This is a genomic window from Pseudomonas sp. MWU12-2037 (assembly GCF_023242345.1).
Classification (GTDB): Bacteria; Pseudomonadota; Gammaproteobacteria; order Pseudomonadales; family Pseudomonadaceae; genus Aquipseudomonas; species Aquipseudomonas gingeri_D.
Genome location: NZ_JALLIZ010000001.1, coordinates 533,772 through 545,965 on the forward strand (window position 1 = coordinate 533,772; position 12,194 = coordinate 545,965).

11 protein-coding genes are annotated in these 12,194 nt (G+C 62.4%); 10 read left to right on the forward strand and 1 reads right to left on the reverse strand.

Features of this window, described 5'->3' with window-relative positions; all coding sequences use genetic code 11:
- Positions 1–12 precede the first annotated feature (12 nt).
- Entirely contained in the window at positions 13–963 is a 951-nt protein-coding gene (locus M5B42_RS02400; RefSeq protein WP_248744924.1) for a DUF1853 family protein, read from the reverse strand.
- Between the two features lie 88 nt (positions 964–1,051).
- Here M5B42_RS02400 and M5B42_RS02405 point away from each other — a divergent pair, with 88 nt between their 5' ends.
- From M5B42_RS02405 to M5B42_RS02450, 10 genes are all read left to right on the forward strand, one after another.
- Positions 1,052–1,942: an NAD(+) kinase gene (locus tag M5B42_RS02405; RefSeq protein ID WP_103495792.1), complete on the forward strand. Its 891-nt coding sequence runs from the start codon at positions 1,052–1,054 to the stop codon at positions 1,940–1,942.
- Positions 1,939–2,913 carry a metallophosphoesterase gene (locus tag M5B42_RS02410; RefSeq protein WP_248745014.1) on the forward strand — a complete coding sequence of 325 codons (975 nt, stop codon included), beginning with the start codon at positions 1,939–1,941 and terminating at the stop codon, positions 2,911–2,913. The genes M5B42_RS02405 and M5B42_RS02410 overlap by 4 nt, the downstream gene beginning before the upstream one ends.
- Positions 2,910–3,782, forward strand: a complete 873-nt coding sequence (locus M5B42_RS02415) for a rhomboid family intramembrane serine protease (RefSeq protein ID WP_248744925.1) — start codon at positions 2,910–2,912, stop codon at positions 3,780–3,782. The genes M5B42_RS02410 and M5B42_RS02415 overlap by 4 nt, the downstream gene beginning before the upstream one ends.
- A gap of 27 nt (positions 3,783–3,809) precedes the next feature.
- Complete coding sequence (locus M5B42_RS02420) at positions 3,810–4,070, forward strand: DUF1315 family protein (protein WP_100942947.1); 261 nt, start codon at positions 3,810–3,812, stop codon at positions 4,068–4,070.
- Positions 4,067–4,897 carry a DUF2797 domain-containing protein gene (locus tag M5B42_RS02425; RefSeq protein WP_103495789.1) on the forward strand — a complete coding sequence of 277 codons (831 nt, stop codon included), beginning with the start codon at positions 4,067–4,069 and terminating at the stop codon, positions 4,895–4,897. Before M5B42_RS02420 ends, M5B42_RS02425 begins: the two co-directional genes overlap by 4 nt.
- 12 nt (positions 4,898–4,909) lie before the next feature.
- Positions 4,910–7,567: an aminopeptidase N gene (pepN, locus tag M5B42_RS02430; RefSeq protein WP_248744926.1), complete on the forward strand. Its 2,658-nt coding sequence runs from the start codon at positions 4,910–4,912 to the stop codon at positions 7,565–7,567.
- A 271-nt stretch (positions 7,568–7,838) separates the two neighbouring features.
- Entirely contained in the window at positions 7,839–8,891 is a 1,053-nt protein-coding gene (locus M5B42_RS02435; protein WP_177102224.1) for a YCF48-related protein, read from the forward strand.
- An 18-nt stretch (positions 8,892–8,909) separates the two neighbouring features.
- Entirely contained in the window at positions 8,910–11,294 is a 2,385-nt protein-coding gene (locus M5B42_RS02440; protein WP_248744927.1) for an RND family transporter, read from the forward strand.
- Between the two features lie 94 nt (positions 11,295–11,388).
- Positions 11,389–11,664: a DUF5629 family protein gene (locus M5B42_RS02445; RefSeq protein WP_248744928.1), complete on the forward strand. Its 276-nt coding sequence runs from the start codon at positions 11,389–11,391 to the stop codon at positions 11,662–11,664.
- 212 nt (positions 11,665–11,876) lie between these two features.
- The gene (locus M5B42_RS02450) at positions 11,877–12,056 is read left to right on the forward strand and encodes a hypothetical protein (RefSeq protein WP_103495784.1); all 180 of its coding nucleotides are present in this window, start codon (positions 11,877–11,879) and stop codon (positions 12,054–12,056) included.
- Positions 12,057–12,194: the final 138 nt, after the last annotated feature.

Below are 12,194 nucleotides of genomic sequence, written 5' to 3' on the forward strand. Positions count from 1 at the left end.
GTGCTTTGGCGATCAGCCGGTACCCGGCACATTCGGCCAGAGATCGGCCACCAGGAACAAGCGCTCGGCCTCTTCCCAGTCGCCTTGCGCATTCTGGGTCAGGCGCACCAGCAACTGCGCTGGCGCGTGCGGGTCGAGCTCCTCCAGCCACTGGGCCAGGTGCTCCCGCGACCAGGCGTCTGCCTCGGCATAGTGCGCCGGCGCCAGCCAGGCATGGCGGGGCAGGGGTTGCCAGCGGCCCACCGGGCTGCGCTTGATAAAGTCCGCCCAGTCGCGCTGATGCAGCCAGCGCCCGTGCAGATGCTGCGGATGAGCCCCCCGGGGCGGACGCGCCGTCCCCGGCCACGGATACAGCAGGTAACCGCCCAGCCACAGCTGTGCGCTGAACTGATGGATATCCAGCGCCGCCAAGGCCTCGCGGCTTTCCGGCCGGGCGGAAATCGGCAACTGGTGCTCGCTCAGGTGCGCCAGCTTGCGGTCCAGCCGATCATGGCAGCCCGGGCCGAGCCAGCGTGCCGGGTCTTCGCCGCCGCCGTGTTGCGGGCCAAGGTACAGCTTGATCGCCAATTCCAGGTGATGCACACCATCGCGATCGCGCAACAGCAGGTCCAACTCACCCAGGGTGTGGCCCTCGCGGCGGATCGGCAAGTTGGCACCGATCAGCTCGATCCCCGGCGCCTGCTGTACCGCGAACTGCCACAGTCGCTCGTAATACAACCCCAGGCGCCGGGTCGCCCCGCGTACCAACCACCCCTGCAACTCGACGGGATTGCGATCCAGCCCATGCAACCACCGCTCCAACAGGTCCGGTGCCTGGACCCAGTCACTGCCGGCCAACGGGTGGCGCTGCGGCCACGGCGTGTCTGCCAGCATCGGTGGCGCCAGGATGACCCAGGCCAGGTCGCGCACTTCGGGATGGCGCAACTGTCGGGGCAGGTTGAGCAAGTCGGGGAAGAGGATCATCCTGCGAGCATAGCTGAAAGGGTTTTGTCTCGGGCCGGCTTTCGCCCATAATCTCCCCTTTGCCCGTCCCAGACCCCGCAGGAGCCCCATGGAGCAATTTCGCAATATCGGCATCATTGGCCGCCTGGGCAGTTCGCAGGTGCTGGAAACCGTTCGCCGGTTGAAGAGATTCCTCCTGGCGCGGCACCTGCACGTCATCCTCGAGGACACCATCGCCGAGGTCCTGCCGGGCCACGGCCTGCAAACCTCGTCGCGCAAGATGCTCGGCGAAGTCTGCGACATGGTCATCGTCGTCGGCGGCGACGGTAGCCTGCTCGGCGCCGCCCGCGCCCTGGCCCGGCACAATATCCCGGTGCTGGGGATCAACCGTGGCAACCTGGGCTTTCTCACCGATATCCGCCCGGACGACCTCGAGGTCGAAGTGGCCAAGGTCCTCGACGGCCATTACCTGGTGGAAAATCGCTTCCTGCTGCAGGCCGAAGTACGCCGCCATGCCGAAGCCATCGGCCAGGGCGATGCGCTCAACGACGTGGTCCTGCACCCCGGCAAGTCGACGCGGATGATCGAGTTCGAGCTGTATATCGACGGCCAGTTCGTCTGCAGCCAGAAAGCCGACGGCCTGATCGTCGCCACACCCACCGGTTCCACTGCCTATGCGCTGTCCGCCGGCGGTCCGATCATGCATCCCAAGCTCGATGCCATTGTGATCGTGCCCATGTACCCCCATACCTTGTCCAGCCGCCCCATTGTGGTCGACGGCAACAGCGAGTTGAAAATCGTGGTGTCCAAGGACATGCAGATCTACCCGCAGGTTTCCTGTGACGGGCAGAACCATTTCACCTGTGCCCCCGGCGATACGGTGACCATCAGCAAGAAACCGCAGAAGCTGCGGCTGATCCACCCGCTGGATCACAACTATTACGAAGTCTGCCGCACCAAGCTCGGCTGGGGCAGTCGGCTGGGTGGTGGAGGCGACTGATGCTCGATCCCGCGCGTGGCTACGATCTGATCGGTGATGTGCACGGTTGCGCCCATACCCTCGAACATCTGCTGGACATGCTCGGCTACCAGAAGCTGGGGGGCATCTGGCGTCATCCGTCGCGCATGGCGGTGTTCCTCGGCGATATCATCGACCGTGGCCCACGTATCCGCGAAGCCCTGCATATCGTCCATGACATGGTCGAGGCCGGGCAGGCGCTGTGCATCATGGGCAACCACGAGTTCAACGCCCTGGGCTGGAGCACCCCGGCCGCCGCGGGCAGCGGCAAGCAGTTCGTCCGCGAGCACACGCCACGGCATGCCCGGCTGCTTAATGAAACCCTGACCCAGTTCGAACAGCACCCGGCGGACTGGCATGACTTTCTCGCCTGGTTCTACGAGCTGCCGCTGTTCATCGATGCCGGACGTTTCCGCGTGGTGCATGCCTGCTGGGATGGCGGCTTGATCGCGCCTTTGCGGGCGCAGCACCCCGACGGCCGGATCGACGAAGCCTTCCTCAAGGATTCGGCGCTGCCCGGCAGTTTTGCCGCGACGGTGTTCGACCGCCTGCTGCGCGGCACCGATATGCGCCTGCCGGACGGCCTGACGTTGACCGGCGGCGACGGCCTGACCCGGGCGTTCTTCCGCACCAAGTTCTGGGAAGACGACCCGCAGACCTACGGCGATATCGTCTTCCAGCCGGATGCCTTGCCTGAATTGGTGGCGAGCAAAGCACTGTCCTCGACCGAAAAGAATGCCCTGCTGCGCTACGGTCTCGAAGAACCGATGCTGTTCGTCGGTCACTACTGGCGCAGCGGCAAGCCCGCGCCGATCCGTCCCAACCTGGCCTGCCTGGATTACAGCGCCGTGCTCTACGGCAAGCTGGCGGCTTACCGGCTGGACCAGGAAACCACCCTCGACCCGCAGAAATTCGTCTGGGTCGACGTCGAACGTCCCGAGGCTTTGCGATGAGTGCCACTGCTGTCTTACGCCTGCCGTTGACCACTGATTTGAGTGGCTTCGTCAAACTGCTGGAGCGCATGCAGGTGCCGCACCGGGTCAACGAGGAATCCGGCGAGCAGGTGCTGTGGGTGCCCGAGTCGATCAGTGCCGACGTGCTGTCCCTGTACCAGCGTTTCCCCGCTGGCGACCCGGATAACCACCTGGAAGTCCCGGACAAGCCCGTGGCCATGACCCGGCCGAACTTCCTCACCCAGGTGCGTCAGAGCCCGGCCACCGCCAGCATCCTCTTGCTGTGCCTGATCGTCGCCGGCGCGACCCTGCTCGGTGACAACCTCCAGACCCTGCACTGGTTGACCTTCCTCGACTTTCGGGTGAATGGCGACTACGTCCAGTTCACGCCCCTGGCCGACGGCTTGGCGGCGGGGCAGTGGTGGCGTTTGGTGACGCCGATGCTGATCCACTTCGGCATCCTGCATATCGCCATGAACGGCATGTGGTACTGGGAGCTGGGCCGGCGCATCGAGCTGCGCCAGGGCAGCATCAACCTGATCGGGCTGACGCTGCTGTTCAGCCTGGTTTCCAACTATACGCAGTACTACGTCAGCGGCCCGACCCTGTTCGGCGGCCTGTCCGGGGTGCTCTACGGTTTGCTCGGGTATTGCTGGATCTACCAATGGGTGTCGCCGAACCCGGTCTATCGTCTGCCGCGCGGTGTGCTGGTGATGATGCTGGTCTGGCTGTTGTTGTGCCTGTCGGGCCTGGTCTCGATGATCGGCTTCGGCGAAATCGCCAACGGCGCCCATGTCGGTGGACTGCTCATCGGATGTTTCAGCGGTTTGTTGGGCGGCCTCTGGTCTCGTCGTAAACTGGCCATCTAGTCGACTTTTTTCAAGCGTGGAGAGCGCATGTCCTCTTTTATCGAAATGATTGAAAACATCACCCCCGACATCTACGAGAGCCTGAAACTGGCGGTGGAAATCGGCAAATGGTCGGACGGGCGCAAGCTCAGCGCCGAACAGCGCGAATTGTCGTTGCAGGCAATGATCGCCTGGGAAACCCAGAACCTGCCGGAAGACCAGCGCACCGGCTACATGGGCGCGCAGGAATGCGCCTCGAAGTCGGCGCCGGTGCCGAACATCCTGTTCAAGTCGGATGCCATCCATTGATCGAGCTTGGCCGCGGTGCAATCAGCAAGATGTCGACGCGCCTTGAAGGCGCGGATGTGCAGTACGCCTTTCGCCTGGGGGACAGCGAGGTGCCGGTCAATCCGTTGATCGGCCAGAAGCTGCGCCTGGAATTCCTCGGGGCGATTCATTGCACCCATTGTGGACGCAAGACCAAGACCAGCTTCAGCCAGGGTTATTGCTACCCGTGCATGACCAAGCTGGCCCAGTGCGACACCTGCATCATGAGTCCCGAGCGCTGCCATTACGACGCCGGCACCTGCCGCGAACCGTCCTGGGGCGAAAAATTCTGCATGACCGACCACGTGGTCTACCTGGCCAATTCGTCGGGGATCAAGGTCGGCATCACCCGCGCCACCCAGTTGCCGACCCGCTGGCTCGACCAGGGCGCCAGTCAGGCGCTGCCGATTGTCCGTGTGGCGACCCGCCAGCAGTCCGGTTTCGTCGAGGACCTGTTTCGCAGCCAGGTGGCCGACAAGACCAACTGGCGCGCCTTGCTCAAGGGCGATGCGCCGGCGGTGGACCTCAAGGCGGTGCGTGATCAACTGTTCGAATCCTGTGCCGAGGGCTTCACGGCCTTGCAGGCGCGTTTCGGTCTGCAGGCGATCCAGCCGGTGCATGATGTCGAGCCGCTGGAAATCCGCTATCCGATCGAGCACTACCCGACCAAGGTGGTCAGCTTCAACCTGGACAAAGACCCGATTGCCGAAGGCACGTTGATGGGGATCAAGGGCCAGTACCTGATCTTTGACACCGGCGTGATCAATATCCGTAAATACACGGCTTACCAGCTCGCCGTGCATCAGTAAAAGGACACCCTCATGCGCACCGAACAACCGAAGATGATTTATCTGAAGGACTATCAGGCACCGGACTACCTGATCGACGAGACGCACCTGACCTTCGAGTTGTTCGAGGACCATACCCTGGTCCATGCGCAGCTGGTGATGCGCCGCAACCCGGCTGCCGGTGCCGGTCTGCCGCCGCTGGTGCTGGATGGCCAACTGCTGGAACTGCTGTCGGTGCAACTCGACGACCGCGTGTTGTCGAGCAACGACTACCAGATCGACGATAGCCACCTGACCCTGCACCCGGGCAGCGAGCACTTCAGCGTCGATACCAGCGTGAAGATCCACCCGGAAACCAATACCGCCCTGGAAGGCCTGTACAAGTCCGGCTCGATGTTCTGCACCCAGTGCGAGGCCGAAGGCTTCCGCAAGATCACCTACTACCTCGACCGTCCGGACGTGATGAGCAAGTTCACCACCACGGTGATCGCCGAGCAGCATCGCTACCCGGTGCTGTTGTCCAACGGCAACCCGGTGGGCAATGGTCCCCAGGACGACGGTCGGCACTGGGCGACCTGGGAAGACCCGTTCATGAAACCGGCCTACCTGTTCGCCCTGGTGGCGGGTGACCTGTGGTGTGTCGAAGACAGCTTCGCGACCATGAGCGGCCGTAACGTCGCGCTGCGCATCTATGTCGAGCCGGAAAATATCGACAAGTGCCAGCACGCCATGAACAGCCTGAAGAAGTCCATGCGCTGGGACGAGGAAGTCTATGGTCGCGAGTACGACCTGGATATCTTCATGATCGTCGCGGTCAACGACTTCAACATGGGCGCCATGGAGAACAAGGGCCTCAATATCTTCAACTCCAGCGCCGTGCTGGCCCGGGCTGAAACCGCCACCGACGCCGCGCACCAGCGGGTCGAGGCTATCGTCGCCCATGAATACTTCCACAACTGGTCGGGCAACCGCGTGACCTGCCGCGACTGGTTCCAGCTGTCGCTCAAGGAAGGCTTCACGGTGTTCCGCGATGCCGGCTTCTCCGCCGACATGAACTCGGCCACGGTCAAGCGTATCCAGGATGTCGCCTACCTGCGCACCCACCAGTTCGCCGAAGACGCCGGCCCCATGGCCCACGCCGTGCGCCCGGACAGCTTTATCGAGATCTCCAACTTCTACACCCTGACCGTATACGAGAAGGGTTCGGAAGTGGTCGGCATGATCCACACCTTGCTCGGTGCCGAAGGTTTCCGCAAAGGCAGCGACCTGTATTTCCAACGCCATGACGGCCAGGCCGTGACCTGCGACGATTTCGTCAAGGCCATGGAGGATGCCAATGGCGTCGACTTCAGCCAGTTCAAGCGCTGGTACAGCCAGGCCGGTACACCGCGTCTTGCCGTCAGCGAAAGCTACGATGCGAGCGCCAAGACCTACAGCCTGACCTTCCGCCAGAGCTGCCCGCAGACCCCGGACAAGCAGGAAAAGCTGCCGTTCGTGATTCCGGTGGAGATCGGCCTGCTGGATGCCCAGGGCGCTGAAATCGCCCTGCAACTGACGGGTGAAGCGGCCGCCGGCGCCACCAGCCGTGTGCTCTCGGTGACCGAAGCCGAACAGACCTTCACCTTTGTCGGCATCGCCGCCAAGCCGTTGCCGTCCCTGCTGCGTGGCTTCTCGGCACCGGTGAAGCTGAGCTTTCCCTACGACCGCGACCAGTTGATGTTCCTGATGCAGCACGACAGCGACGGTTTCAACCGTTGGGACGCCGGCCAGCAATTGTCGGTGCAGGTGCTGCAGGAACTGATCGCCCAGCATCAGAAGGGTGAAACGCTGGTGCTTGATCCGCGTCTGGTCACGGCCTTGCGCAGCGTGCTGGGCAACGAGCAGCTTGATCAGGCGATGGTTGCTGAAATGCTCTCGTTGCCGGGCGAGGCCTACCTCACCGAGATCAGCGAAGTGGCGGATGTCGAGGCGATCCACACCGCTCGCGAATTCGTTCGCCGGCAGCTGGCCGAGCAGTTGTTCGACGGTTTGTGGCAGCGTTACCAGGCCAATCGCGCGCTGTCGAAAACCACGGTTTACGTGGCCGAGAACGAACATTTCGCCCGGCGTGCCCTGCAGAATATCGCGCTGTCGTACCTGATGCTCAGCGGCAAGCCTGAAGTGCTGGCGGCGACCCTGGAGCAGTTCGAAAGCGCCGACAACATGACCGAACGCCTGACCGCCCTGGCGGTGCTGGTGAACTCGCCGTTCGAGGCCGAGAAGGCGTTGGCGCTGGCCAGTTTCGCCGAGCACTTCAAGGACAATCCGCTGGTCATGGACCAGTGGTTCAGCGTCCAGGCCGGTAGCCCGTTGCCGGGTGGCTTGCAGCGGGTCAAGGCGTTGATGGAACACCCGGCGTTCACCATCAAGAACCCGAACAAGGTGCGGGCGTTGATCGGTGCCTTTGCCGGGCAGAACCTGATCAACTTCCACGCGGCGGACGGTTCCGGCTACCGCTTCCTGGCGGACCTGGTGATCCAGCTCAATGCGCTGAACCCGCAGATCGCTTCCCGGCAGTTGGCGCCGCTGACCCGTTGGCGCAAGTATGACGACGCCCGCCAGGCCTTGATGAAGGCCGAGCTGGAGCGGATTCGCGGTTCGGGCGAGTTGTCGGCCGATGTGTACGAGGTTGTCAGCAAAAGCCTGGCCTGATAGTTGATTCACACCCGCAAAGGCCACGCTCGTGGCCTTTGTTCATCACCTCACCTGATGCCCCATCATTCAGGCTCCCCCTCAACGCCCCGGGTTAACAAAAGATAACGTGGCGTCGATTGTCAGACGATTCCAAAGCCCGATAGGATAGCTCCAGCTTTAGAAGGGGCTCTAGATTGCCGGTTTCAGACGAACCGGCCGTCATGAAAATGCCCTCGAAGGCGCCCTGATAGGTTGGATGACCTGACAATAATAATGGGGAGAAAGGTCTATGAATGAGCCTGTGAGGCCTACGGGTTCTGGCTGTCCGCCGACATGGCGCGGTACGGCATTGCTGGTGGCGGCGCTTTCGCTGTCGGGACTGGCGGCACTGCCGGCCAGCGTATACGCGGCAGCGTCCACCACTGCCGACACCGTCTACTCCATCGAATCCTCCAAGGCCATCAAGAGCCTGCTGCTCGACGTGGTGCATGCCGGCAAGCGGCTGGTGGCCGTCGGCGATCGCGGGCACATCCTCTTCTCCGACGACCAGGGCGGCCACTGGACCCAGGCCAAGGTCCCGACCCGGCAGATGCTCACCGCGGTCTATTTCGTCGACGACCAGCACGGCTGGGCCGTCGGCCACGACGCGCAGATTCTCGCCAGCAGCGACGGCGGCGCCACCTGGACCCGCCAGTTCCAGGACCTCAAGCGCGAAGCGCCGTTGCTCGACCTCTGGTTCAAGGACGCCCGCACCGGCTTTGCCGTGGGCGCCTACGGGGCCCTGCTGGAAACCACCGACGGCGGCCAGCACTGGGAAAACGTCAGCGACCGCATCGACAATCCCGACCAGTTCCACCTCAACGCCATCGCGGCGGTCAAGGATGCCGGGCTGTTCGTCGTGGGCGAGCAGGGCAGCATGTTCCGCTCCGCCGACTGGGGCCAGACCTGGGAACACGTCGACGGCCCTTACCAGGGGTCGTTGTTCGGCGTGATCGGCACCGCTCAACCCTCCACGTTGCTGGCCTACGGCTTGCGCGGCAACCTCTACCGCTCCACTGACTTCGGCAGCAGTTGGGAACCGGTGGAACTCAAGGCCGCCCGTGGTGCCCTGGAGTTCGGCCTGTCCGGCGCGACCTTGCTGGATGACGGTTCGCTGGTGATCGTCGGCAACGGCGGCAGCGTGATCCGCAGTACCGATGACGGCGTGACCTTCAGCGTGTTCAACCGTCCCGACCGGATTTCCCTGTCGGCGGTGACGGCGGCCGGCAACGGCAACCTGATCCTCGTCGGCCAGGGCGGCGCCCACACCACCACGCCCACGGGCGCTGAGCTGGGCCAATAACAAGAAAGGCGGGAATGTATGAGCAGTCAGCAAAGTCATCATCAAGACAAGGCGACGTTTCTCGAGCGCCTGATTTTCAACAACCGCCCGGCAGTGATCGTTATCTGCCTGCTGGTCAGCCTCTTCCTGTTCTGGCAGGCCACGCTGATCCGGCCGTCCACCAGCTTCGAAAAAATGATTCCGCTCAAGCATCCGTTCATTGAAAAGATGATGGAGCACCGCAACGACCTCGCCAACCTGGGCAATACCGTGCGGATTTCGGTGGAGGCCAAGGACGGCGATATCTTCACCAAGGACTACATGGAGACCCTGCGTCAGGTCAACGACGAGGTGTTCTACATTCCGGGTGTCGACCGCTCCGGCCTCAAGTCCCTGTGGAGCCCCAGCGTGCGCTGGACCGAGGTGACGGAGGAGGGCTTCGCCGGCGGCGAAGTGATCCCGCAGAGCTACAACGGCTCGGCCGACAGTCTCGAAAAACTGCGCAACAACGTGCTCAAGTCCGGCCAGGTCGGGCGCCTGGTGGCCAACGACTTCAAGTCGAGCATCGTCGATATCCCGCTGCTGGAGTCCTACCCCGACCCTAAGGACCAGGGCAAGTTGCTGGCACTGGACTACCAGAAGTTCTCCCACCAGCTCGAAGAAAAGATCCGCGACAAATTCGAAGCACAGAACCCCAATGTGAAGGTGCATATCGTCGGCTTCGCCAAGAAGGTCGGTGACCTGATCGATGGCCTGGTCATGGTGGTGCTGTTCTTCGGCGTCGCCTTCGTTATCACCCTGGTGCTGCTGTACTGGTTCACCCGGTGCATCCGCAGCACCGTCGCCGTGTTGAGCACCACCCTGGTGGCGGTGGTCTGGCAACTGGGGCTGATGCACGCGTTCGGCTTCGGCCTGGACCCGTACTCGATGCTGGTGCCGTTCCTGATCTTCGCCATCGGGATCTCCCATGGCGTACAGAAGATCAACGGCATCGCCTTGCAGTCCAGCGACGCCGACAACGCCCTGACGGCGGCGCGGCGCACCTTCCGGCAACTGTTCCTGCCGGGCATGATCGCGATCCTCGCCGACGCCGTGGGTTTTATCACCCTGTTGATCATCGATATCGGCGTGATCCGCGAACTGGCCATCGGCGCTTCCATCGGCGTGGCGGTGATCGTGTTCACCAACCTGATCCTGCTGCCGGTGGCCATCTCCTATGTCGGCATCAGCAAGCGGGCGGTCGAGCGCAGCAAGAAGGATGCGACCCGCGAGCATCCGTTCTGGCGCCTGCTGGCGAACTTCGCCAGCCCCAGGGTCGCCCCGGTGTCCATCGTCCTGGCCCTGCTGGCCCTGGGCGGCGGCCTCTGGTACGGGCAGAACCTGAAGATCGGCGACCTCGACCAGGGCGCGCCGGAGCTGCGTCCCGACTCGCGCTACAACAAGGACAACAGTTTTATCATCAACAACTACTCCACCAGCTCCGATGTGCTGGTGGTGATGGTCAAGACCCCGCCCGAGGGCTGTTCGCACTATGAGGCGATGGCGCCCATCGATGAACTGATGTGGAAGATGCAGAACACCGAGGGCGTGCAGTCGGCGATTTCCCTGGTGACCGTGTCCAAGCAGATGATCAAGGGCATGAACGAAGGCAACCTGAAATGGGAAACCCTGTCGCGCAACCCGGATGTGCTGAACAACTCCATCTCCCGGGCCGATGGCCTGTACAACAACAATTGCTCGCTGGCGCCGGTGCTGGTGTTCCTCAACGACCACAAGGCCGCGACCCTCGACCGTGCGGTGCATGCGGTACAGGACTTCGCCAAGGAGAACAACAAGGACGGCCTGGAATTCCTTCTTGCCGCGGGTAACGCCGGGATCGAGGCGGCCACCAACGAAGTGATCAAGGAGTCGGAACTGACCATCCTGATCCTGGTGTACGTCTGCGTGGCGACCATGTGCATGATCACCTTCCGCTCCTGGGCGGCGACCCTGTGCATCGTTCTGCCGCTGGTGCTGACCTCGGTGCTGGGCAATGCGCTGATGGCGTTCATGGGCATTGGCGTGAAGGTCGCGACCTTGCCGGTGGTGGCGCTGGGTGTGGGGATTGGCGTGGACTACGGCATCTACATCTACAGTCGCCTGGAAAGCTTCCTGCGTGCCGGGCTGCCATTGCAGGAAGCCTATTACCAGACGCTGAAATCCACCGGCAAGGCGGTGTTGTTCACCGGCCTGTGCCTGGCGATCGGGGTTTGCACCTGGATCTTCTCGGCGATCAAGTTCCAGGCCGATATGGGGCTGATGCTGACCTTCATGCTGCTCTGGAACATGTTCGGCGCGTTGTGGCTGCTGCCGGCGCTGGCACGGTTCCTGATCAAGCCGGAGAAGCTGGCAGGGAAGGTGGGCGGGTCGTTGTTTTCCCATTGAGGAGGCGGATGGCCGGGTGATCGTGATAAACGATCACCCGGCCCCAGGGCAATATCGCCTATCATGAGCACTTCCCCAAACACGATAGAACACCATGACCGCTGCAACCGACACCCTGCTCAATGCCCTCGAAACCAGCAACATGCTTGAAGTCGACGGCCTGCACGCCTTCGATTTCACCCTCGACGACAGCCGCCTGTTGATCGAATGCATGGATGGCCGGGCCGAAAAACGCTGGAGTTTCACCCGTGCCCAGCTTGAAGCGGCGACTTTCGACGAGGCCCTGCAAAGCTGGACCCTGAGCGACGACTCCAGCGAGCATCGGCTGGTCTGCATGAGCGCCTTCACCGGTCGCGACGAAGAAGAGTAAGGCGTCAGCTGCATCGTTTCACCTCGTCCTCCGAGGTGCGCGCGCTGCGACAATAGACCGCAGACCCTGATGAATCAGGCACTTGCGCTTCTATTAATGACGCTGATATCCGCTACTGCTGCAATGAATTTCAACGATGTCCACCCTCGGATGTACTTTTGACTCACGGCCTGAAAGGGCAAGCAAGCCAACTGACATCGAGGGTTACCATCATGAACTTCAATCTTTTCTCCATCATCGCCGCTTCCGCTGTTTCCGCCACCGTAGCCCTGCCTGCCAGCGCCAACGTGGAAATCAACAGCCCTAAAAGCCACACCCAGAGCTACACCCAGAAATACCTGCAACAGAGCGCCAACTTCTACGCCGCCCTGGATCACAAAGCCCAGCACTGAGCACCGACGTCTGGACACATACCTTGTGGGAGTTTGGACCGTCGCGAAGAGGCCCTTGGGGCCACCAAAAGCTTCGCTGGCAAGCACCGCTCCCACACCACTCCCACAAGGTATGTGTCCAGGTTCGGGTTATGTTGC

What these genes read in the sequence shown, in the direction of transcription:
- M5B42_RS02400 (WP_248744924.1), bottom strand. Translation starts at nt 963, where the DNA reads ATGATCCTCTTCCCCGACTTGCTCAACCTGCCCCGACAGTTGCGCCAT.
- M5B42_RS02405 (WP_103495792.1), top strand. Translation starts at nt 1,052, where the DNA reads ATGGAGCAATTTCGCAATATCGGCATCATTGGCCGCCTGGGCAGTTCG.
- M5B42_RS02415 (WP_248744925.1), top strand. Translation starts at nt 2,910, where the DNA reads ATGAGTGCCACTGCTGTCTTACGCCTGCCGTTGACCACTGATTTGAGT.
- M5B42_RS02420 (WP_100942947.1), top strand. Translation starts at nt 3,810, where the DNA reads ATGTCCTCTTTTATCGAAATGATTGAAAACATCACCCCCGACATCTAC.
- pepN (WP_248744926.1), top strand. Translation starts at nt 4,910, where the DNA reads ATGCGCACCGAACAACCGAAGATGATTTATCTGAAGGACTATCAGGCA.
- M5B42_RS02435 (WP_177102224.1), top strand. Translation starts at nt 7,839, where the DNA reads ATGAATGAGCCTGTGAGGCCTACGGGTTCTGGCTGTCCGCCGACATGG.
- M5B42_RS02440 (WP_248744927.1), top strand. Translation starts at nt 8,910, where the DNA reads ATGAGCAGTCAGCAAAGTCATCATCAAGACAAGGCGACGTTTCTCGAG.
- M5B42_RS02445 (WP_248744928.1), top strand. Translation starts at nt 11,389, where the DNA reads ATGACCGCTGCAACCGACACCCTGCTCAATGCCCTCGAAACCAGCAAC.
- M5B42_RS02450 (WP_103495784.1), top strand. Translation starts at nt 11,877, where the DNA reads ATGAACTTCAATCTTTTCTCCATCATCGCCGCTTCCGCTGTTTCCGCC.